General features: G+C 75.8%; 14 protein-coding genes. 4 read left to right on the top strand and 10 right to left on the bottom strand.

Annotation, left to right across the window (positions count from 1 at the left end; all coding sequences use genetic code 11):
* Positions 1-55: 55 nt before the first annotated feature.
* The 4 genes from ACFYWL_RS18065 to ACFYWL_RS18050 form a co-directional block, all read right to left on the bottom strand.
* Positions 56-361, bottom strand: a complete 306-nt coding sequence (locus tag ACFYWL_RS18065) for a DUF5988 family protein (RefSeq protein WP_386973888.1) — start codon at positions 359-361, stop codon at positions 56-58.
* A gap of 286 nt (positions 362-647) precedes the next feature.
* Complete coding sequence (locus tag ACFYWL_RS18060) at positions 648-1,385, bottom strand: ABC transporter permease (RefSeq protein WP_282324892.1); 738 nt, start codon at positions 1,383-1,385, stop codon at positions 648-650.
* The gene (locus ACFYWL_RS18055) at positions 1,382-2,323 is read right to left on the bottom strand and encodes an ATP-binding cassette domain-containing protein (RefSeq protein ID WP_386973885.1); all 942 of its coding nucleotides are present in this window, start codon (positions 2,321-2,323) and stop codon (positions 1,382-1,384) included. Before ACFYWL_RS18055 ends, ACFYWL_RS18060 begins: the two co-directional genes overlap by 4 nt.
* Positions 2,324-2,605: 282 nt before the next feature.
* Complete coding sequence (locus tag ACFYWL_RS18050) at positions 2,606-3,367, bottom strand: HAD-IA family hydrolase (protein ID WP_386973883.1); 762 nt, start codon at positions 3,365-3,367, stop codon at positions 2,606-2,608.
* Between the two features lie 176 nt (positions 3,368-3,543).
* Here ACFYWL_RS18050 and ACFYWL_RS18045 point away from each other — a divergent pair, with 176 nt between their 5' ends.
* Positions 3,544-4,950 carry an acyl-CoA synthetase gene (locus ACFYWL_RS18045; protein WP_386973881.1) on the top strand — a complete coding sequence of 469 codons (1,407 nt, stop codon included), beginning with the start codon at positions 3,544-3,546 and terminating at the stop codon, positions 4,948-4,950.
* 47 nt (positions 4,951-4,997) lie between these two features.
* Here the strand turns inward: ACFYWL_RS18045 and ACFYWL_RS18040 are convergent, their stop codons facing one another.
* Positions 4,998-5,660 (bottom strand): 4'-phosphopantetheinyl transferase, encoded by a 663-nt coding sequence (locus ACFYWL_RS18040; protein ID WP_386973879.1) that lies wholly within the window; start codon positions 5,658-5,660, stop codon positions 4,998-5,000.
* A 175-nt stretch (positions 5,661-5,835) separates the two neighbouring features.
* Here ACFYWL_RS18040 and ACFYWL_RS18035 point away from each other — a divergent pair, with 175 nt between their 5' ends.
* A complete protein-coding gene (locus tag ACFYWL_RS18035; RefSeq protein ID WP_386974183.1) occupies positions 5,836-6,285 on the top strand; it encodes a cold-shock protein in 450 nt (149 codons plus the stop codon).
* 100 nt (positions 6,286-6,385) lie between these two features.
* Here the strand turns inward: ACFYWL_RS18035 and ACFYWL_RS18030 are convergent, their stop codons facing one another.
* Entirely contained in the window at positions 6,386-7,789 is a 1,404-nt protein-coding gene (locus tag ACFYWL_RS18030) for an AMP-binding protein (RefSeq protein ID WP_386973877.1), read from the bottom strand.
* A gap of 1,385 nt (positions 7,790-9,174) precedes the next feature.
* On the opposite strand from ACFYWL_RS18030, the gene ACFYWL_RS18025 reads away from it, so the two are divergent.
* Both ACFYWL_RS18025 and ACFYWL_RS18020 read left to right on the top strand, forming a co-directional pair.
* Positions 9,175-12,015: an AAA family ATPase gene (locus ACFYWL_RS18025; protein WP_386973875.1), complete on the top strand. Its 2,841-nt coding sequence runs from the start codon at positions 9,175-9,177 to the stop codon at positions 12,013-12,015.
* Positions 12,016-12,519: 504 nt separating this feature from the next.
* The gene (locus tag ACFYWL_RS18020; RefSeq protein ID WP_386973873.1) at positions 12,520-15,351 is read left to right on the top strand and encodes an AAA family ATPase; all 2,832 of its coding nucleotides are present in this window, start codon (positions 12,520-12,522) and stop codon (positions 15,349-15,351) included.
* 70 nt (positions 15,352-15,421) lie between these two features.
* On the opposite strand, the gene ACFYWL_RS18015 is transcribed toward ACFYWL_RS18020, so the two are convergent.
* From ACFYWL_RS18015 to ACFYWL_RS18000, 4 genes are all read right to left on the bottom strand, one after another.
* Entirely contained in the window at positions 15,422-16,849 is a 1,428-nt protein-coding gene (locus ACFYWL_RS18015; RefSeq protein ID WP_386973870.1) for a glycosyltransferase, read from the bottom strand.
* Between the two features lie 13 nt (positions 16,850-16,862).
* Positions 16,863-17,696, bottom strand: coding sequence for an ABC transporter permease (locus ACFYWL_RS18010; protein ID WP_386973868.1), 834 nt, complete (start codon positions 17,694-17,696; stop codon positions 16,863-16,865).
* Positions 17,693-18,730, bottom strand: a complete 1,038-nt coding sequence (locus ACFYWL_RS18005) for an ABC transporter ATP-binding protein (protein ID WP_386973865.1) — start codon at positions 18,728-18,730, stop codon at positions 17,693-17,695. Before ACFYWL_RS18005 ends, ACFYWL_RS18010 begins: the two co-directional genes overlap by 4 nt.
* Positions 18,731-18,827: 97 nt before the next feature.
* Entirely contained in the window at positions 18,828-22,808 is a 3,981-nt protein-coding gene (locus ACFYWL_RS18000; RefSeq protein WP_386973862.1) for a type I polyketide synthase, read from the bottom strand.
* Positions 22,809-22,827: the final 19 nt, after the last annotated feature.

Here is a 22,827-nt window from a genome sequence, read left to right as displayed (position 1 = left end):
CGCGGCGGTCGGCGCGGTCCGCCGGGGCCGCGCCGACCGCGGGGCGCTGCCTCGACTACTCGGCGATCCGGGTGCGGCCGGTCCAGCGGAAGACGATTGGTGCCTCGCCGCCACCGGAGTCCCGCTCGAAGTGCTCGTAGCCGCCGTAGTGGCGTACCTTGATCTTGTGTTCCACCGGGGAGACCCGGTGGCTGCGCAGCTCGGTCGGCAGGGTGGCGGGCCCGCCCTCCAGCACGACGTCGATGATGCCGGCGGCCTCGCCGCCGATGGTCCTGGCCGGCGCCGGCCAGGCGATCCGGTCGTCATCGTTGACGATGGGGTTCGCCGTCCGGACAGTGGGGGCGGATTCGGAAACTGTCATCGCACGACCTCCGTCGCTCGTCGCTCCGCCTCGGACGCGCCGGTCGCTGCGCGGAGCGGATCACCGAACGGGGGGCGGCACCCCGTTCCGCGGCAGGCGGAACGGGCGGCGGGAGAACGCCCTCCCGACGGTCGGCGACGACCCCCGTCCGCCTCGAACGTAATCCAGATCACACTCACCGAACACCCTTACCGCCCCCCTAGCGGGCCGCGCCGGGTGCCGGCGTGGGCCGCCGGTGAGAAGGGAACCCTTCTCTACCGTATGCGTTAAGAGGGGGCCCTTCCTTTCACTCCCAGCGGAAGAAGCGGGTGGCCAGGACGCTGCCGACGACGGCGGTGACCGCCAGGGCCAGCAGCTGCGGCCACGCCGGGCTGTCGCCGGCCCAGGCCGCCGCGAGGGTGTCCACGGTGGCACCGAGCGGCGAGTAGTCGCCGATGCGGGCCAGCACGGCCGGCATCTGGTCGCGCGGCAGCCAGGCGCCGGCGAGGAAGAGCAGCGGGAAGAACAGCGCCGGCCCGATGGACTGGGCCGCCCGGGCCGACGGGGCGAGCGCCGCGATGAGCAGGCCCACGGCGAAGAGGCAGGCCACGCCGAGCAGGAACGCCAGCACGAAGGCGGGCACGTTGGCCGGGGCCGGCTGGTCCAGCAGGAACCGTACGCCGATCGCGGTGACCACCGCGCCGGCCACGCCCATCACCAGGTTGACCACCACCTGCGCCACCAGCAGCAGGGCCGGGTTGACCGGGGTGGTGGCCAGCCGGCGCAGCACCCGCCGCTCCCGGTAGATGCCCAGCGCCATGGGCAGGGTGAACAGCGCGAGCATGCCGATGGTGAGGGCCAGCGCGAGGGCCGGCAGGAAGGTCAGCTCGCCGTGCTGCCCGGCGTCCCCGCCGGATGCGCCGCGCTGCGGCAGCCCGAAGACCAGCATGAGGCCGAGCGGCAGGGCGAAGACGAAGAACAGCGACACCGGCTCGCGCAGGAACAGCTTCGCCTCGACGGCGATGAGCTTGGACAGGGCGTTCACGAGGACCTCTCGTCGGTCGACGGCGGGGTGGTGGCGCGGGCGGCGCGGCCGGTCAGCGAGACGAAGGCGTCGTCCAGGGTGGGCTGCTCGACGCGCAGGCCGGCGTAGCGGACCTTCTGCTCGGCCAGGGCCGACAGCACCGTCTGGAGGACCTGCTCCGGGCCGGTGACGGTGATCTCGTCGCCGGTGCGGCGCACCCCGGTCACCTCCGGCAGCGACGCGAGCAGCGAGTCCTCCACCGGGTCGAGCGGGCGGAAGTGCACCCGGTGCTCGGTGCCGACGCGGGACAGCAGGCCGGACGGGGTGTCGATGGCCACGACCCGGCCGGTGTCGATGATGGCCAGCCGGTCGCAGAGCCGCTCGGCCTCCTCCATGAAGTGGGTGACCAGCACGACCGTCACCCCCCGGTCGCGGATGCGCTCGACCAGGTCCCAGGTGTCCCGCCGGCCCTGCGGGTCCAGCCCGGTGGTCAGCTCGTCGAGGATGGCGATCTCGGGGCGTCCGACCAGCGCGAGGGCCACCGAGAGCCGCTGCTTCTGCCCGCCGGACAGCTTGTGGAAGGCGGTGTCGCGCTGCGCGGCCAGGCCGAGGTCGTCGAGCAGCTCGTCGATGTCGGCCCGGTTGCGGTAGAAGGACCGGTAGAGGTCCAGCGCCTCACGCACGCGCAGCTTGTCGGGGAGCTGGCTCTCCTGCAACTGGGCGCCGACGCGCTGCCGCACCTCGGTGCGGTCGCGGATCGGGTCGAGCCCGAGGACGCGGACGGTGCCGCCGTCGGCGCGGCGCAGCCCCTGCACGCACTCGACCGTGGTGGTCTTGCCCGCCCCGTTGGGGCCGAGCACGCCGAAGATCTCGCCCTGTTCGACGGCGAAGGAGACGTCGTCGACGGCGATCTTGTCGCCGTACCGCTTGTGCAGGTGCTCGACCTCGATGACCGGCATGGGCGTGGTCCTCCGTCACGTGCGGATTGCCGCCGGCGAGGGCGGGCCCTCGGGGGAAATCGCGGCGTCTCTGTGCTGGGTGGTGTCGCGGTGCTGGGGATGGCGGTGCTGGGGATGGGGGCTGTGGTGCTGCGGGCGCGTCGTGCCACGGTGGGACGACGACCGGCGCACGGGCGGTCGACGCCGGATATCATCCGGCCATCCGAGGCACGAATCAACTCATCGGCTGACGAACCGGGGTGCCGACCGCGATCGGGGCCGGCCAGCAGGGGTGTGGGGCGGTCACCCGGCGTGTCCGTCCACGCCGTCCGCTCCTCGGCCGAGGGACGCGAACCGGTCGCCGGGGGCCGCCGGCCGGTCGCCGGGCGGCGGGTCGGGCACGGGTCGCGGGTCGCAGAGCGGCAGCAGGTCCCCGAGCCCGGCCAGGGCGACGTCCGGGCCGGCGGCGAGCAGGGTCGCCGGGTCGGACTCCCCCCACAGCGCCGCGACCGCGACGACCCCGGCCGCGCGGGCGCTGGCCAGGTCGCTGGGCGCGTCGCCGACCATCAGCGCGTCGGCCGGCGCGACGCCGAGCAGTTCCAGCGCCCGGCGCACGATGTCCGGGGCCGGCTTCGGGCGGGCCACCTCGTCGGAGCCGACCACGTGGTCGACCAGGCGCAGCAGGTCCAGCCGGGCCAGCAGGTCGCGGGCGCGCACCCCGCTGCGGCCGGTCGCCACGGCCAGCCCGATCCCGCGCCCGCGTAGCGCGCCGAGCACGCCGGCCGCCCCGTCCACCGGGGTGACCAGGTGGGCCAGCCGGTTGCTCTCCCGCACGAAGGGGTCGGCCATGGCCGCCGGGAGGCCCATCAGCCGCAGCACGTCGGGCAGGTAGCGGCCCGGGTGGCGGCAGTATTCGTCGACGGGCGCGACACCGCCGCCGACCACCTCGGCGTGCGCGAGGGCGAACGCCTCGCGGGCCACGGCCAGGCTGTCGACCAGCACACCGTCGAGGTCCAGGACGACCGCCCGGACTCCCCCGGACCGGCACACCGCCGCACCGACCACCGGCGACACCTCCCACCCACGCACGCGCCCGACACGCCGACGCCGGCCGTAGGGGTGGCCCGCCGCCGGGCGCCCCGGCTAGCGTCGGGTCGCCGGGACCCGCCGGGCCGGGTCCGCCGCGACGACCCGACCGGCCGGCGTCACCGCGAACCCTACCGGTGGAGAGGTGCGTCCACATGCCGCTGCTGAGCTGGCTGTCCGAGTCCGCCGACGACCGCCCGGACGCGGTCCGGGTCGACGACCGGGCCGTGTCCTGGGTGGAGCTGCGCCGGCTCGCCACGGCCGTGGCCGACGACCTGGGCGGCGTGGACCGGGTGGCCGTCGAGGCGACGCCCACCCTGGAGACGGTGGTCGGGGTGGTCGGCGCGCTGCTGGCCGGCGCGGCGGTCGTCCCGGTGCCGCCGGACGCCGGGCCGATGGAGCGGGAGCACATCCTGCGCGACTCCGGCGCGACGGCGCTGCTCGCCCCGGCGGGCGGCGACGGTCCGGCCGGCGACGGCCCGCCGGTGATCCCGGTCGACCTGGCGCGGCGGTCGGACGCCGCCCACCCCGAGCCGGACCCGGCCGCCACGGCGCTGATCCTCTACACCAGCGGCACGACCGGGGCGCCGAAGGGCGCGGTGATCGGCCGGCGGGCGGTCGCCGCCTGCCTGGACGGGCTCGCCGACGCCTGGGCGTGGACGCCCGAGGACCTGCTGGTGCACGGGCTGCCGCTGTTCCACGTGCACGGGCTCGTCCTGGGCGTGCTGGGACCGCTGCGGCTGGGCAGCCGGCTGCACCACGTGGGCCGGCCGCGCCCCGAGCGGTACGCGGCGGCCGGCGGCACGGTCTACTTCGGCGTACCCACGGTGTGGTCCCGGATCGCGGCGGACCCGGACTCGGCGCGGGCGCTGCGCCCGGCGCGGCTGCTCGTCTCGGGCAGCGCGGCCCTGCCGGCGGCGGTCTTCGCGGACCTGGCCGCGCTCACCGGCCACGAGGTCGTCGAGCGGTACGGGATGACCGAGACCCTGATCACGGTGAGCGCGCGGGCGGACGGGCCGCGCCGGCCCGGAACGGTCGGCGTGCCGCTGCCCAGGGTGCGGACCCGGCTCGTCGACGAGCACGGCGCGGCGCTGCCCGCCGACGGGGAGGCGATGGGCGAGCTCCAGGTCGCCGGACCGACCCTCTTCGACGGCTACCTCGGCCGGCCCGACGCCGACGCGGCCACCCGCACCCCCGACGACTGGTTCCGCACCGGCGACGTCGCCACGATCGGCCCGGACGGGTGGCACCGGATCGTCGGCCGCGCCGCCACGGATCTGATCAAGAGCGGCGGGTACCGGATCGGGGCCGGCGAGGTGGAGGACGCCCTGCTGGCCCACCCGGGCGTCCGGGAGGCCGCCGTGGTCGGCACCCCGCACCCGGACCTCGGCCAGCAGGTCACCGCGTACGTGGTGGGCGACGGGGTGGACGGCCCGGAGCTGATCGACTTCGTGGCCCGCCAGTTGTCGGCGCACAAGCGGCCCCGCGAGGTGCGGCTGGTCGAGGCGCTGCCCCGCAACGCCCTCGGCAAGGTGCAGAAGACCAGGCTGGCGGCGGACTGAGCCGGGCCCGCGCCGGGTCCGACCGGCGGCCCGCGGGCCGGTCGGGCTCAGCCGGCGGTGGCGGGAATGCCGATGGCCGTGAGCACCAGGCCCCGCTCGACCAGGAACCGGCCGCGGAAGGCGGTCACCGGGGCGCCGCCGAGGACCGGGCCGGGCACCAGCAGGCGCGCGACGAACGTCCCGCCGGCGTCGACGACGATGTCCGCCTCGGCGAAGTCCAGCCATCGGCCGGTCAGCGGGAACCACGCCTTGTAGACCGACTCCTTGGCGCTGAACAGCAGGCGGTCCCAGCAGACCGTGGGGTGCGCGGCGGCCAGCGCGGCGGTGCGGGCCCGCTCGGCGGGCAGCGCGATCGCGTCGAGCACCCCCTCGGGCAGCGGCGCGTGCGGCTCGGCGTCGACGCCGAGGGTGGCCAGCGCCGTGGCGCGGCCGAGGACGGCCGCCCGGTAACCCTCGCAGTGCGTCATGCTGCCGACCACCCCGGCGGGCCAGACGGGGGCGCCGCGCGCGCCGGAGACGATCGGCGTCTCGGGGATGCCCAGCTCGCGGAGCGCGCGGCGGGCGCAGTGCCGCACGGTGGTGAACTCCCGGCGGCGCTTGTCGACGGCGTTGGCGACGAGCCGCTCCTCCTCGGGGAACAGGGTCAGGCCGGCGGGGTCGGTGAACGCTTCGGCCACGACCGCGGCCGGGGGGAGGATCTGCTCGATCACAGCCGCCGATGCTAGGCCGCCCCGGCCGCCCGCGCCGTCCCTCGATCGGGCGCGACGCGCCGATAGGGGTGGGTACGGGTGGAGGGCGGCGGGGGCGGATGTCACCCTGAGGGGTGCCCCGGCCTGGTCGGTCGGGGGTGTGTAGTGGTCTTTGGTCTGAGGAATGCGGGTGGCGATGCTGACTGGCAGGGTGGTCCGGTTCGACGAGGTGCGGGGTTACGGCTTCATCGCGCCGGACGGCGGTGGCGACGACGTGTTCGTGCACGCCAACACGGTGGACGGCGACAAGTGGGCGCTGGGGCCCGGCGTCCCGGTGGAGTACGAGGCGGTGGAGAACGAGCGCGGCCCGAAGGCGCTGACGGTGCGCGTGCTCGGGCCCGCCGTGGCGGGCGAGCGCGCCGCCCCGGTGCGGACGGTCGCGCCGTCGACGGGGCGCGGCCACGAGGGCCAGGGCGGGATCGAGGACGAGGAGGGGCTCTGCGACGTGCTGTCCGAGCGGTCCTTCGTCACCGAGACCACCGAGGCGCTGCTGATCTCCGTACCGGACCTGACCGGGGCGCAGATCGTGGCGGTGCGCGCCCGGATGCTGGCGCTGGCGCGGCGGCACGGCTGGGTGGAGGGCTGAGGCGCCCGCCTCCCCGGCGGCGTGCGGGGCCGGGCGGCGGCGGGTCGGCGCGGCCGGCGGGCGCAGCGGGCGCACGATCGGCCGGTGCGGCCGTTCGCGGTCAGCCGGCCGCGATGAGCAGCGACTTCCTGATCCGGCCCTGCGCGCTGCGGGGCAGCTCGTCGACGAAGTGCACCCGGCGGGGCCGTTGCCCGGCCGACAGGTGGCGGCCCACGTGGTCGATGAGCACCTGGGCGGTGAGCCCTTCGGCGGCGACCACGTACGCGGTGACCTGTTCGCCCTGCACCGCGTGCGGGGTGCCGACCACGGCGGCGTCGCGGACCCCGGGGTGGCTCAGGAGCACCTCCTCGACCTGCCCGGCGTGGATCCGGCGGGTGCGGCCGTGCACCACGTCGGTCCGTCGCCGCCCGATGATCCGGTGCGAGCCGTCGGCCGCCACGGTGGCGAGGTCGCCGGTGACGTGCCAGCCGGCGGCGTCGGCGCACCGCCCGCGCCCGTCGACGTACCCGCTGGACAGCGTCGGGCCCCGGATGCCCAGCTCGCCGACGGACTCGCCGTCGGCCGGCACCGGCCGGTCGTCGCGGTCGAGGATCCGGGTCTGCACGCCGGGCAAGGGCGTCCCGGCGGTGCCGGCGGCGCAGGGCGCGTCGGCCCGTCCGGTCACCGCGATCAGGGTCTCGGTGGTGCCGTACCCCTGGATGAGGGAGTGCGAGGTGAGCAGGCGGAGCCGTTCGGTCACGGCGGGGGCCAGCGGGGCGTCGGCGGAGACCAGGATCCGCGCCCCGGACAGCGACCGGGCCCAGGGGCGGTCCCGCGAGATGCGCGCCCACTGGCCGGGGACCGCCAGGTACATGGTGCCGACCGGGCCGGCGGCGGCGTCCCGGTCGAGGTGGACGAAGCGGCTGCCCACGCGCAGCGCGCCGAGCAGGCCCACCACCAGGCCGTACGCCCGGAACAGCGGAGCGCCCTGGACGAGGACGTCCTCGCCGCTCCACCGCCACGCGTCCGCCAGCCGGTCCAGGTCGGCGGCGATGGCCCGACGGGAGACCCGGACGCCCCTCGGTGGCCCGCTCGCGCCCCCGGTGTAGAGGATCACCGCGTCGGCGTCGGGGTGCGGCTCCGGCTGGTGGGCCGAGGAGCGCCGGCTCAGGTCGACGGGGACGGTGGCCAGCCCGGCGACGGCGGCCCGGCCGGGGGGGTGGGACGTGTCCCGGCCGAGGAGCACGGTCGCGCCGGACTCCCGCAGGATGCGGCGGCGCTCCCGCGCGTCGGCCCGGGGCGGCAGGGGCACCAGCGGCACGCCGGCCTGGACGGCCCCGACCATGGCGACGACCGCTTCCAGGCTGGGGGTGGCGTCGACCGCGACCGCGGCGGCGCCCCGGATCCGGTCGGCGACCGCGTTCACGCAGCCGAGCAGCGCTTCGCTGGAGAGCGTGCGCCCGGCCACCCGGACGGCGTCGGGGCGGTCCGTGCCGGAGGCGCGTAACGCCGGCAGCAGTGTCATCCGCCCTAACCTCTGTCGAGGGCGCCGACGAGCCTCGGCAGTGGCAGGGACATCGCGGCCACAGAACCCTTCGCGTCATGGGTGCGGGTAGCCCCATATCCGGCCATCCCCGCGTGCTGCGGGTGCCCCGAAATTAGGCTGCGCTATCGCCGGCGCACAACCCCTAGCCGTGCCACGCCGCGCCCACCGCGACGCGGGGTCCCGCCGCCACCGACGGGTGGGCGGGCCAGGCACGACCCCCGTGGGGGCGGGAGTCGGCCGCCGGGGGCACGGCGATGCTGTTCCGCGAACGGGCGTGCCGCCGCCGGGGCCCGACGGAACGGGCCGGAAGGGAATGGCGACGCGGGCCGCACGGATAGCGAAACCCGCCCGGAACGGGGCTCAGATACATTGATTCCGACCGCTCGTTCGGATTGGCGCTCGATTGACTCCGGCCACTGCAAATGCGACGCCCGGCGCAACTCAATCGCGTATAACCCACATTTAACAGCAAAGACGTCTTTTGTTTTTGAAGCAGCTCGAATCGGGCAAGCGTGCGTCATGCCATCGAAGGGGACGCGCCCCTCCCGCACTCCCGCCGGATGCCGCCTACCGGGCCCACCCTCGGCGGACAGCTCGCCGGGGCGAAATGCCGCGGGCATCGATCCCCGCCGCTCGCACGCGCCCCGCCGCCGGCCACCCGCCGCCCCGCCCCGAACCTCCAGGATGGACTGCCCGATCCGTCCTGCGGATCCGGCACCACGAGCCGGCCCGCCGGGGAGGCGGACCAGCCGGACGCCGACGCCCGGCGCGGCGCGCGGACGCCACGCAGCGCCACCGCCGCCGGGAGCCGGACACGGGCCGGCGACGGAGCGGACGCTTCTCGGCACACCTCTCGCGGGAGCGCTCCCTTGAGGGTCAACGGGGCCCGCACAACCCTTTCCGCCCAATTGTCGGCAAGCCCCGAAAACGGCATCAACCGACCAGAGAAAGGCTCACGTATCACTTTGCGAATTCGGCTGGCGACGGTCCGCTGTCAGTTCCGCCGACGCCGCCGACGCGGCCCGAAGGCACCAAACCGATGTTTGCCTATCCTTTACAACCTTCGGCTTGCCGCCCAATTGCCGGACTGCCATACTCCCACCATGCACGGCGGTCGATAGCGGGGGGAAGCGTCCGGACAGGCCCTAGAATTGTCGAAGGTGCTGGTAGAGCCCTGGTCCGGGAGTATCAGCCAGTCAAGCTAATCGATGGCTCGCCGCGAACACGTGACGGCCGTCTATATTCGCCAATACGGGAATGGGTCGAAAATTGCCGGTCTCCGATTTCGTCAAGCTCGATGGCAGACCAGGGAAGGTGGCGGGTCCCGTGACGGCTGGCCCCCCGCGCCTTCCGAGGCCACGCCCATGGAGCTGAGCGAACGGTCCCACCAGCTCGACCTCCTGGCCCGCCGGCTCGGCGACCTGCGTCGTCCCGCCGGTCCGCCCGTCGACGCCCGGGCGGTGGTCGCGCTGACCGGCCCCGTCGGCGTCGGCAAGACCACCCTGCTGCAGGACTTCGCCCGGCGGGCCGCCGACGCCGGCGCCCATTTCCTCGGGGCGAGCGCCTCCCGGGCCGAGCGCGCCGTCCCGCTGGAGGTCGTCCGCCAGCTCGTCCGGGCGGCTCCGCCGGACGACGCCCGCGCCCGCCTCGAACGGCTGCTCGACCAGAGCGCCCTCACCTGGTCCGACCTCGACGACGACCAGGAGGGGGCGGCCCGGACCATCGCGGCGATCGGCGGCGCCCTGCTGGAGCTGGCCGCCCGGAACCCCCTGGTGATCGGGGTGGACGACGTCCACCACGCCGACGTGCCGTCACTGCGCTGCCTCGACTACGTGGCCCGGCGCATCCCCGGCCTGCCCGTGCTGATCGTGCTGACCGAGTCGCCCCGCACCCGGCCGTGGCACCCCGAGGTCTACGCCGAGCTGCTGCAACCCGCGCGGCTGCACCGGATCCGGATCCCCCTGCTCACCCCGGACGGGACCTACCGGGCCCTGGCCGACCGGCTCGGCGCGCCGACGGCGCGGAGCATCGCCGAGGAGGTGCACCGGATCAGCGCCGGCAACCCCCTGCTGGTGCAGGCGCTCGCCGACGACCACCTGGCCGCCGCGCCGCGCGGGGGCACCCGGCCGGAGGCGGGCGAGGCGTTCCGGGAGGCCGTGCTGAGCTGCCTCTACCGCTGCGAGCACCTGGTGCTCAAGGCAGCCCGGGCGCTCGCGGTGACCGACGAGCCGCTGCACGGCGCACTGCTGCCGCAGCTCGTCGACGTGCGCGCGGAGTCCGCCCTGCGGGCGATCGACGAGTCCACCAGCGCCGGCCTGATCACCGACGGCGGGCTGCGCCACCCCGCCGTCGGCCGGGCGGTGCTCGACGGCACCACCGCCGAGGAACGCGCCCGGCTGCACCGGCTGACCGCCTGCCTGCTGCACGAGGACGGCGCGTCGCCGGTCCTGGTCGCCGGGCACCTGCTGCGGACCGACGAGCTGACCGAGCCGTGGATGGCCCGGACCCTGCTCGACGCCGGTGAGCAGGCGCTGCTGGACGGCGTGGTGGACGCGGCCCTGCGGTTCCTGCGCCGCGCCCACCGGGACTGCGCCGACGAGTGCCTGCGGGCGCGCGCCCGCTCCGCCCTGGCCCGCGCCGAGTGGCGCGTCGACCCGCAGGCCGCGATGCCCCACCTCCAGGGGGTGGCCAGCGCCGTACGGGCCGGGCACCTGGGCAGCACGCAGGCCGCGGGGCCGATCCAGTACCTGCTCTGGCACGGCCAGATCGACAAGGCCGTCGAGCTGGTCCGGCACCTGGGCGACCGAGCCGACAGCAGCGACCCGCGCTCCGCGGCCGAGCTGCTGGTCACCAAGGGCTGGATGGCCACCCTCTACCCCGGGGTGACGATCGACCACCCGGCCCCCGCCCCGGCCGGGCGGGACCCGCTGACCATCGCGAAGGTGAAGCGGCGGCTCCGGGGCGTGACCATGCTGGCCTCCGTGCTGGAGCGGGGCGACGGCGGCGCCGTCGAGGAGGCCGAACGGGTGCTGTCCACCATCGGGCTGGACGACGAGCGGGACATGTGGACCGCCATCTGCGCCCTGATCACCATGATCTACGCCGACCGCCTGGACCTCGCCGGCGACTGGTGCGGCCGGCTGGGCCGCAGCGCCACCGTCAGCCGGCATCCCACCCCGGCGGCGATGCTGACCGCCCTCGACGCGGCGATCGCCGGCCGACGCGGCGACCTGCCCCAGGCGCAGGAACTGGCCGACAGCGCGCTGACCCAGCTCTCCCCGAAGGGCTGGGGCGTGGTGATCGGGATACCGTTGGCCATCCGGCTGCGCGCCCTGACGTTCCTGGGTGAGCTCGACGCGGCGGCGGCCTGCCTCCAGGTTCCCGTGCCCCAGGCGCTCTTCGAGACCCCGTTCGGGCTGCACTACCTGCATGCCCGGGGCCTGCACGCGCTGGTCGCCGGCAGCCCGGAGAGCGCCCTGGCCGACTTCCAGCTCTGCGGGCAGCTCATGGCGGCCTGGCGGCTGGACCTGTCCGCGCTCATCCCGTGGCGGACCGAGTCGGCCCGGGCCCTGCTGCAACTCGGCCGCCGGCAGCAGGCCGAGAAGCTGGTCCGGGAGGAGCTGGGCCGGCTGCGGCCCGGCCACGTGCGGTACCGGGCCGCCGCGCTGCGGGTGCTCGCGGCGGCGGAGGACGGCCCGGACCCGATTCCGCACCTGCGCGGCTCCGTGCGGCTGCTGCGCCAGTGCGGCGACCGGATGGAGCTCGCGCACAGCCTCACCGACCTGGGCCACGCCTACCAGCAGGCGGGCGACCTGCGGCAGGCCCGCAAGGCGGCGCGGGCCGCCCGGACGCTGGCCCAGGAGTGCGGCCTCCCGCTGCTGCGGCCGGCCGCCGCCACCGCCCGCGGCGGACCGGCCGGCGTCGACCCCGACGCGGCGGTGCTGGTGGAAGGGCTCAGCGACACCGAGTCGCGGGTGGCCACCCTGGCCGCGCAGGGCCACACCAACCGGGAGATCGCCGAGAAGCTCTTCCTGACGGTCAGCGCGATCGAGCAGCGACTGACCCGCATCTACCGGAAGCTCGACGTCGACTCGCGCCGGCAGCTGGCCGTACGGCTGCGGTTGCACCGGCCCGGCGCGATGCCGGCGGAACGCCTGGGCGCGCCCCGCACGCCCCCGGGGCGCGACGACGACGCCCGGCGCTGACCCGCGCCACACCCGACGCCCCACCGATGCCGGGACACCCGACCGTCGACGTCCGACGGTCGGACGTCCGGCCGCCCCGTCCTGGCGGAGGTGCGCCGGGACCCGACCGTGTGGCACCATCACCCCGCCGCGTCGACACCTGCCGTACGTCCCGTCGACACGTTCCGCCGCCCGGCCGCCACCGACCCCCCTTACGGCGTCCATGGCAACCCCTAACGGCCACCCGGAACCGCAGGTTTGCGTGCGAAACGATGGGGTCTCGCGCCCGTTGTCGCACACCCGACCCGGTGCCAGACTCGCCTGGACATCCGGATCGCTCGCTGGGGAGCGCGGTCCGGTCAGGGGACAGTTCAGGTCCACCCGGCATGGCGGCCCGGTGCGCTCCACCCCTACCCGGTGCGACGGGTGGGCGTGGTGGAGGGGCGGCTGTCCGGCTTGGGGGGGCGGTGTCGGTCAGCGCCGGTGCTCCCGGCCCGGCACCGCGTACGAGAAGGGCTGACACGAGTGGTGCTGGTGCAGCGGGAGGAACAACTGGACCGGCTCCGGCGGGCGTTCGACGCCTGCGCGGAGCACCAACGCGGACACGTCGCGCTCGTGACGGGCGCGGTGGGCAGCGGCAAGACGAGCCTGTTGGAGACGTTCAGCGAGTGGGCCGCGGCGGCCGGGGGGCGGGTGCTCGGCGCGGCCGGGTCCCGGGCGGAACGCGGACTCCACCTGGGAGTGCTGGGGCAGCTGTTCCACAGTGCCCGGCTGGACCACGAGGCGGCGGCCCGGATCGAGAACCTGATGCGGGACGCCGCCTTCGCCGTGCCCCTGCCGGAGCCCGGCGGGGACGCGGCCGACGGGGCTGCCGACGGCGACCGGGTCTGGGCGCCCCTGCTGCACGGCCTGTTCACGGCGCTGCTGGACCTCGCCGACGCCGGGCCGCTGGTCCTCGCCGTCGACGACGTGCACCACGCCGACCCGGCGTCGCTGCACTGCCTGCTCTACGTCACCCGCCGGCTGCGGCACGCCCGGATCATGGTGGTGCTCGCCGAGGCGTCGACGCTGCGCCCGCCCCACCCGCTGTTCCGCGCCGAGCTGCTCAGCCAGCCGTACTTCTCGCGGATCGGCCTGCCGCCGCTGACCGTCGACGGGATCGCCCGGCTCGTCGACGCCGACGGCGGTGCCGCCGCCCGGGAGACGGCCGAACGCTGCCTCAGCATGACCGGCGGCAACCCGCTGCTCACCCGCGCCCTGATCGACGAGCGGCCCCCCGGCGGGGCGGGCGACGAGCGCGGCGCGGACCCGATCGGCAGCGACCCGTTCGACCAGGCCGTCCTCGGCTGCCTCTACCGGCACGAGCCGGGGGTGCGGCGCGTCGCGCAGGCCCTCGCCGTGCTGAACCGCCCCGTGCCGGCCGAGCTGCTCGGCCACGTCCTCGACGTGGTGCCCGAGTCGGCCGCCCCGGCGGTGCGGGTGCTGCGCACCTCGGGGCTGATGAAGTCCGACCAACTGCGCCACCCCCGCATCCTGCGGTCCATCCTGGCCGACATGTCCCCCGAGGAGCGCCGCGGCCTGCACCAGCGGGTCGCCGAGGTGCTGCACGAACACGGCGCGGAGCCGGCCGCGGTCGCCGAGCACCTGGTCGCCGCCGGGTGGGCGGACGCCCCCTGGGTGGTGCCGGTGCTCTCCGACGCCGCCGCGCAGGCCCTGGCGTCGGGCCGGCCCGACGTGGCGGCGGCGTGCCTGCGCCTGGTCGCCCGGGCCGACGTCGACGAGCGGCAGCGCACCGCCGCCACCGCGATGCTGGTCAACGCCCGGTGGCAGGTCAACCCGCTCGCCGTCAACGGGCACCTGACCGAGCTGGTGGAGACCGCGCGGGCCGCCGGCTGGTCCACCGGGGCCGCCCTGTCCACCGTGCCGTTCCTGCTCTGGCAGGGGCGGGTGGAGGAGGCCACCGAGGCCGTCAGCGGCTTCTCCCCCGACGACGACCACGGCCCGGCCGGCCGGCTGCGGGCCATGCAACTGCTGGTCTCCCTGTCCCACCCCGACCAGCTCGCCTCCGTGCGGGAAACGCCGAGCACGTGGAGCCGGGCCGCGACCGCGCCGACGTCGATCAGCCCCCAGTTGCAGGCGGTCACGGTGCTCGGCACGGCGCTGCTGCCGAACGCCGACACCGACACCGTGGCCACCGCCGAGCAGCTGCTGCAACGGCACCACACCGACGACGGAGCGGTGGGACTGCTCACCGCCCCGCTGCTCGCGCTGCTGTGGTCGGGACGCAGCGACCGGGTCGTGGCCTGGGCGGACATCCTGCTCAACCGGCCGGCGGTCCGGCACGCCCCGGTGTGGCGGGCCGTCGTGCGGGCGGTCCGCGCCGAGGCCGCGCTGCGGCTGGGCGACCTGCCGGGCGCGGAGCACCACGCCCGCGCGGCGCTGGAGGACATCCCCGCCCCCGCGTGGGGGGTGGCCATCGCCGGGCCGCTGGCCACGCTGATCGCCTGCGCGACCGAGGCGGGCCGGTCCGCCGAGGCCGACCGCTGGCTGGCCCATCCCGTCCCGGCCGGCATGTTCCGCACCACGCTGGGCGTGCACTACCTGGCCGCCCGGGGCCGGCACCACCTGGCCATGGGCCGGCCGCACGCGGCGATCGCCGACCTGCGCCGCTGCGGGGAGCTGATGCGCGGCTGGGGCATCGACGTGGCGGGGCTGGTGCCGTGGCGGCTGGAGCTGGCCCGGGTGCAGCTCAGCGTCGGCAACAAGACCCACGCCACCCAGCTGTTGCAGGAACAGCTGCGCGTCGCGCACGGGGTCGACGACCGGACCCGGGGGCGCTCGCTGCGGCTGCTCGCCACCACCGCCGCCCCCGACCACCGGCGCAAGCTGCTCGGCGAGGCGGTCAACCTGCTCCAGGGCTGCGGCGACCGGCTGGAGCTGGTGCGGGCGCTCGGCGACACCGGCCAGAGCCTGCAACGGGCCGGCGACTCGGCGCGCGCCCGGCTGCTGGTGCGCCGGGCCTACCAGCTCGCCCAGGACTGCGGCGCGTCGGTGCTGGCCCAGCGGCTGATCCGGCGCGACGCGGGCGGCGGGCTGCCGGCGTATCCGGCCGGGGCCGAGGCGCCCGAGCCGGACGACGGGCTCAGCGAGGCCGAGCGCCGGGTCGCCGCGCTGGCCGCCCAGGGGCACACCAACCGGCAGATCTCCAGCAAGCTGTTCATCACGGTCAGCACGGTGGAGCAGCACCTCACCCGGGTCTACCGCAAGCTGGACGTCAAGCGGCGCACCGACCTGCCGGCCCGGCTCGTCGCCTACGCGGAGCCGCTGGCCGAGGAGCCGCAGGGCGCGGCGTCCTGACCGACGACGCTCGGGGCGGCGCGGTGGGTGACCACCGCGCCGCCCCTCTTCGCGTACGGGAGGAAGGGGCTCAGCCGGCGGCGGGCGCGCCGGCGCGACGGGCCGCCGCCGCCTCGTCGCGGTGGCGCAGCACCAGGTCGGCGGCGGCGGTGACCCCGCCGGCCTGGCGCAGCCGCCGGCTCCACAGCGCCGCCCGGTCCCGGAAGGCGCGCTCGGTCAGCAGCCGGCGCAGCTTCGCCACGATGTCGTCGACGTCGAGGGCGTCGTCGTGCTCGACGGCCAGGGCGACGCCCGCGTCGACGACCCGCACCGCGCCGTCGTGGCAGTCGAACCAGAACGGCAGCACGAGCTGCGGCACGCCGAACCAGGCCGCCTCGTGGATCGCGTTGGCGGCGGCGTGGTTGAAGAAGACCCGCACGTGCGGGTGGGCCAGCACCTCCACCTGCGACGGCAGCCACGACTCGATCCGCAGGTTCGCCGGCAGCTCGGCGGCCGGCGGCAGGTGCCGCTGCCGGTCGGCGGGGAGCTTCCACAGCACGTGGTGCTCGGGGCCGAGCCGGGCGGCGACGTCGACGAGCGCGGCCACCTGGGCGGCGGTGGGGCGCATGATGGTGCCGAACCCGACGTAGACCACCGACTCGTGGGCGTCGAGCCAGCCGCGCAGCTCCGCCCCGTCGGGGCTCGGCACGATCTCGGTGGGCACCATCGAGCCGACCGTGCGCAGCGTCGCCGGCGCGGTGGCGAAGGGATACTCCAGCCCGAAGACCGTGTACGCCAGCAGCGCCCGCGCCGCCTGCGCGTACAGCGAGGGCCGCAGCTCCACGTTGGGGATCCCGGCGGCCCTGCGGCGCTGGGCGGCGGCGGTGTTGCGGGCCAGCCGCTCCGGCTCCATCAGGGTCCTCAGCAGCGCCTCACGGTGGCGGTCGTTGGCGGCCTGCTGGCTCGGGCTCATGTGCAGCGGCAGCCCCGACAGCGGCATCGGGTACGTCGGCGGCAGGCTGTCCTGGAGGAAGTTCGACGGCGGCACCGACACGCTGATCACGAACGGGACGCCCCGCACGGTCATCGCGTCCATCCCGAACGAGGCGAACGAGTCGACCACGGCCAGCGCCGGCGTCACCTCGTCGACCAGGGTCAGGCAGCGCTCGTACAGCTCGTGCAGGTAGTCGTAGTCGACGGAGGTGTCGACGTACGTGGCGAAGTTCTCCACCCGGCTGCCGGCGGACATCCGCCGGTGGGTGTCGTCGTCCCAGTGCTCGGGGCGCACCGCCAGGCGGGCCGGCCCCAGCGACAGGAAGCGCAGCTCCCCGCCGCCGGGCAGGCCCTCCACGTCGGAGCGCCGCTCGTCGGTGCAGGCGAAGAACACCCGGCGGGTGCCCCGGCGCTTCAGCTCGCCGGCCAAAGTGAGCAGCGGGTTGAACAGCCCGGAGCTGCCCGAGGTGACGATCAGCAGCGGGCCCTCGTCGGCCGTCGTCGTGCCGGCCGCCTGAGTCGTCATCGCGCCGGCCGCCTCAGTCCATCGCCCGGCGCATGAAGCCGCGGATGCCGACGGCGCTGAACAGCACGAACACCCCGGCCAGCACGATCAGGTCCAGCCACAGCGGCACCGACTGCACCCCGGGCGGGGCGACCAGCGACCGGGTGGCCTCGCTGACGTAGGTGAGCGGGTTGATCGCGCAGATCACCTGGAACCAGGGGAGCTGGTCCAGGGCGCGCAGCGGGAACTGGGTGGCGCCGGTGAACATCAGCGGGGTCATGGTCACGGTGAACATGATCTGGATGCGGTGCGGCGGGACGAGCGTGCCGAACGTCAGCCCCATGGCCGCGCCCACCATCGCCCCGGCGGTGAGCACCCCGAGCACCGGCAGCAGCGTCGACAGCGGCCAGGTGACGCCGAGCATGAGCATGCCGATGGGGATCAGCACCACCCCGGCGATGACCCCCCGGATCGCGCCGAAGACGATCTTCTCGAACGCGACCAGCGGGATCGCCATCGGCGAGAGCAGCCGGTCCTCGATCTCGCGGGTGAAGGAGAAGTCCATCACCATCGGCAGGGCGGTGTTCTCCAGGCCGATGAGGAACGCGTTGAGCGCGATGACGCCGGGCAGCAGCACGTTGGCGAAGTCGTTGCTGGCGTAGCCGAGGCTGGTGAGCACCTTGCCGAAGATCAGCAGCATGAACAGCGGCTGGAGGAACACCTGGGCGAAGAACGCGCCCAGCTCCCGGCTGGTGACGAACATGTCGCGCCAGAGCACCGCCCGGAAGGTGGCGAGCTGGTCCAGCCCGCGCACCGGCGCGGCCGGCGCCACGGCGGTCGACGGGGTGGCGGGTGCGGTGACGCTCACCGAAGTTCCCTTCCGGTCAGGTGGATGAAGACGTCTTCGAGGCTCGGCTGGCCGATGCTGAGGTCGCGGACCTCGCAGCGCAGGTCGGTGAGGATCTTCAGCGCCATCGGCACGGCGTTGGCCGGCGCGGTGCCCGTGTAGAGGCGGAACGACAGCGTGGCGTCCGGGTCGGCGGGGGCGTCCGGCAGCGGCATCGGCGGCATCCCGGGGAACATCGGCATCCCGCCGGGCGGGCCGCCGGCCCGCAGCCGCTCGACGCGCTCCACGTCGGCGACGTTGCCCAGCGCCGCCTGCACGTCCTCGGCGGGGGCGCCGGCGGACACCACCAGGGTCAGCGTGCTGCTGCCCGGCAGGGTGCGGGTGAGCGCCGCCGGGGTGTCCAGGGTGAGCAGCTTGCCGTGGTCGACGATGCCGACCCGGTCGCAGAGCTTCTCCGCCTCGTCCATGTCGTGGGTGGTCACCACGACGGTGACGCCGGCCTGCTTCAGCTCGGCGATCCGGTCGTGCACGAACAGCCGCGACTGCGGGTCGAGGCCGCCGGAGGGCTCGTCGAGGAACAGCACCTTCGGCGCGTGCATCAGCGCCCGCGCGATCATCGTGCGCTGCGCCAGGCCGCCGGAGAGGAAGTCCGTGCGGGCGTTGGCGAAGTCCTTGAGGCCCATCTGCTCCAGCAGCTCGTCGGCCCGCTTCGTGCGCACCGACCGGGACACCCGGTGGTACGCCGAGTGGAACAGCAGGTTCTGCCGGACGGTCAGCGCCCGGTCCAGGTTCACCCGCTGCGGCACCACCGCCAGCAGTTGCCGGGCCGCGGCCGGCGAGCGGACGACGTCCGCCCCGCACACGACCGCCCGTCCCGAGGTGGCCCGCACCCGGGTCGTCAGCACCCCGATCGTCGTGGTCTTGCCCGCGCCGTTCGGCCCGAGCAGACCGAAGACCTCACCGGCGGCGACGGAGAAGCTCAGCCCGTCCACCGCCGGCGGCATGTTGGGCTGGTACCGCTTGACCAGCTCCTCGACCACCACTGCCTCGTCCACGTCGCCATGCTCCCGTCCTGGTCCCTGCTGGGACAGTCGTCAATCGCTGCGATAGGGGGTGCTAGGGGCACGCCAGGGGCGCGTCCGCCGGCTGCGCTCACAGGCCCCGGGCGGCCAGCCACCGCTGCACGGTGGCGGCCAGGTCGGGGCCCCGCTCGCCGACCATGGTGAAGTGGTCGCCGTCGGCGTCCACCGCCTCGTGCGGGTACGGCCACCGCGACCGCCACCCGTCGGGTTCGCCGTGCCACTGCCCGAGCGGCAGGGTGGCCCGCACCAGCAGCGTCGCCGAGTCCATCGGGGCGGGCTGCCAGGTGAGGAACAGCGGCAGGTAGCCGGCCCACGCGGTGGTGCGGTAGTCGTCCATCGGCGTGTACGCGCTGTCCCGCTCGACCATCCCGTCGAGCAGTTGCCCCGTCCAGCCGCCGAGCACCTCGCTGTCGGCCGGGTAGGTGTCCATCAGCACGACCGCGGCGGGCGGGCGGTGTTGCCGTTCCAGCTCCCGGGCGAGCACGTTGGCGACCATCGCGCCGCCGGAGTGCCCGGCGAGGACGAACGGGCCGCCGCCGACCGTCCGCAGCACCGTGTCGGCGTGCACCCGCAGCAGCGCGTCCAGGTCGGCGGGGAGCTCCTCGCCGACGGCGAAGCCGGGGTTGGGCAGCGCCCACACGTCGCGGTGGCCGCGGAAGCCGGCGGCGACGCGGGCGTACTCGTGCGGGCCGGAGAGCAGCGACATGGTGCAGCAGAACACGATCGGGGCCGCGCCGCCGCCCTCGGCGAGGCGCAGGATCGCCGCCGGGCGGCTGAGCTGGCCTGGCTCGGTGAAGCTGGGGCGGAACTGGGCGAGCTTCACCAGCAGCTCCGCGTATCCGGCGGCGTCCTCGCGGGCCTTGGGCTCGCGGAACAGGCCGCCGAGGAGGCCGCCGGCCCCCTCCGGCGGGCCGTCGCCGACGCCGGCTCCCGCGTCCGCGCCGAGAAGCTGGCCGAGCAGGTGCCGGGCCAGCGCCGTCGGGGTGGGGTGGTCGAACAGCAGGGTGGCCGACAGCTCCGCCCCGGTCTCCTGGCGCAGCGCGTCGCGCAGCTCCAGCGCGGTCAGCGAGTCGAAGCCCAGCTCCAGGAAGTCCCGGTCGGCCTCGATCGCCCCGGGCGAGGCGTGCCCGAGCACGGTGGCCACGTGCGCCCGGACCAGGTCGAGCAGGATCCGGTGCCGGTCGGCCGCCGCGCTGGCGACGAGCCGGTCGCGCAACAGCCGCGCCGGGTCGACGACCGGCTCGCCGGCCGGCGTCTCCTCGGCGGCGTCGGGCTCCGGCCGGGGGGCGAGGTGCAGCTCCGGCGGCTCCGGCCAGTACCGCTCGTGGTGGAACGCGTAGGTGGGCAGGTCCACCCGGGCGGCGTCGGTGCCGGCGAAGGGCGCGGTCCAGTCGACGCCCGCCCCGCGCAGGTCGACGGCGGCGAGCGCGGCGAGCAGGGTGGCCGCCTCCGGCTGGTCCCGGCGGCCGACCGGCGCGAACGCCGCCGCGTCGGCGTCCGGCAGGCACTCCCGGCCCAGGGCGGTGAGCGCGCCGTCGGGGCCCAGCTCCAGGAAGGTGCCGACCCCGGCGGCGGCGAGGGTGGCCAGGCCGGCGTGGAAGCGTACGGTGTCGCGGACGTGGTCGACCCAGTAGCCGGGGTCGGTGGCCTCGGCGGCGCTCAGCGGGGCCCCGGTGCGGTCGGAGACCAGCGGCACGGCCGGCGGATGCCAGGTGGCCTTCTCGGCGACCACCCGGAAGTCGGCCAGCATCGCGTCCATCCGGGCGGAGTGGAAGGCGTGGCTGACCCGCAGGGGGCGGGTCCGGTGGCCCCGCGCGGCGAGCCGTTCGCCGGCCGCCGCCACCGCGTCGGCGTCGCCGGAGAGCACCACCGACGCGGGGCCGTTGACGGCGGCCAGGGCGACCCGGCCGTCGAGCAGCGGGGCCACCTCGGCCTCGGACGCCCGCACCGCCAGCATCGCCCCGCCGTCGGGCAGGGCCTGCATGAGCCGGCCCCGGGCGGCCACCAGCGCGGCGGCGTCGGCCAGCGACAGCACCCCGGCGGCGTGCGCGGCGGCCAGCTCGCCGACGGAGTGCCCGAGGAGCTGGTGCGGGCGCAGCCCCCACGCGGTGACCAGCCGGTAGGCGGCCACCTCGTACGCGAACAGCGCCGGCTGGGTGAACTCGGTGCGGTCCAGCAGGGCCGCCTCGGGGGTGCCCGGCGCGGCGAAGACCACCTCGCGCAGCGGGCGGGTCAGGTGCCGGTCGAGTTCGGCGGCCACCTCGTCGAACGCGGCGGCGAAGACGGGGAACCGGCGGTGCAGCTCCGCGCCCATGCCGGGGCGCTGCGCGCCCTGCCCGGCGAACAGGAAGGCGAGCTTGCCGGCGGGGCGGGCCACGCCGCGTACGACGTGGGGGGCGGGCCGGTCCTCGGCGACCGCGCGCAGCCCGGCGCGCAGCGCGTCGGCGTCGTCGCCGACGACGGCGGCCCGGTGCGGCAGGGCTGCCCGGGTGGTGACCAGCGAGTACGCCACGTCGGCCGGGGCGAGGTCGGGGTGGGCGGCGAGGTGGTCGAGCAGGCGGCGGGCCTGCCCCGCGAGGGCCGGGGCGGAACGGGCGGAGACGATCCACGGCACCGGCGGCGCGGGCGTCCCGGCCGGGCGGGTGGGCTCGGCGTCGGCGGGGTCGGGCTGCTCGACGATGGTGTGCGCGTTGGTGCCGCTGACCCCGAACGCGGACACCCCGGCGCGGCGGGGTCGGCCGGTGTCCGGCCACGGGGTGGTCTCGGTCAGCAGGGTCACCGCCCCGGCGGACCAGTCGACGTGCGGGGTGGGCGCGTCGACGTGCAGGGTGGGCGGCAGCACCCCGTGCCGCATCGCCAGGACCATCTTGATGACCCCGGCGACGCCGGCCGCGGCCTGGGTGTGGCCGATGTTCGACTTCACCGAGCCGAGCAGCAGCGGCGCGGCGTCGCCCCGGTCCTGCCCGTACGTGGCCAGCAGCGCCTGCGCCTCGATGGGATCGCCGAGGGTGGTGCCGGTGCCGTGCGCCTCGACGACGTCGACGTCGGCGGCGGTGAGGCCGGCGTTGGCGAGGGCCTGCCTGATGACGCGGCGCTGGGAGGGGCCGTTGGGGGCGGTGAGCCCGCTGCTGGCCCCGTCCTGGTTGACGGCGCTGCCCCGGATCACGGCGAGGACCCGGTGGCCGTTGCGGCGGGCGTCGGAGAGCCGTTCGACGAGCAGCATGCCGACGCCCTCGGACCAGCCGGTGCCGTCGGCGGCGGCGGCGAACGACTTGCACCGCCCGTCGGTGGACAGGCCCCGCTGGCGGGAGAACTCCACGAAGACCGTCGGGGTGGCCATCACCGACACCCCGCCGGCCAGGGCGAGGGTGCACTCGCCGAGCCGCAGCGCCTGGCAGGCCAGGTGCAGCGCCACCAGCGACGACGAGCAGGCCGTGTCGACGGTGACGGCCGGCCCCTCCAGGCCGAGGGCGTACGAGATCCGGCCGCTGGCCACGGCGGCGGCGCTGCCGGTGCCGAGGTAGCCCTCGACGCCGCCGCCGACCCCGGACAGCAGGGCCGCGTAGTCGCCCTGGCTGCTGGTGGCCGCGTACACGCCGGTGGGCGCGCCGCGCAGGGTCGTCGGGTCGATCCCGGCCCGCTCGAACGCCTCCCACGCGGCCTCCAGCAGCAGCCGCTGCTGCGGGTCCATGGCGAGGGCCTCGCGGGGGCTGATGCCGAAGAACGCGGCGTCGAAGTCCCCGGCGTCGTAGAGGAACCCGCCGTCGCGCACGTACGAGGTGCCCCGGCTGGCCGGGTCGGCGTCGTAGAGCGCGTCCACGTTCCAGCCCCGGTCGCCGGGGAACGGGGCCATGGCGTCACCGCCGGCGGCGACGAGGTCCCACAGCCGCTCCGGCGAGTCGACCCCGCCGGGGAACCGGCAGCTCATCCCGATGATCGCCACCGGTTCGCCGAGCGTGGCGGCGAGCTGCTGATTCTGCTGGCGCAGCCTCTGGTTGTCGAGCAGGGACGCGCGCAGCGCGCTGACGACCTCGTCCAGCGAGACGCTCATTCGGGGCTCCTTGGGGCGG

Origin of the sequence: Micromonospora sp. NPDC002575, assembly GCF_042889525.1 — a bacterium.
Classification (GTDB): Bacteria; Actinomycetota; Actinomycetes; order Mycobacteriales; family Micromonosporaceae; genus Micromonospora; species Micromonospora carbonacea.
The sequence above is the reverse complement of the archived record's forward strand: the minus strand, read 5'-3'. Positions and strand labels throughout refer to the sequence as shown.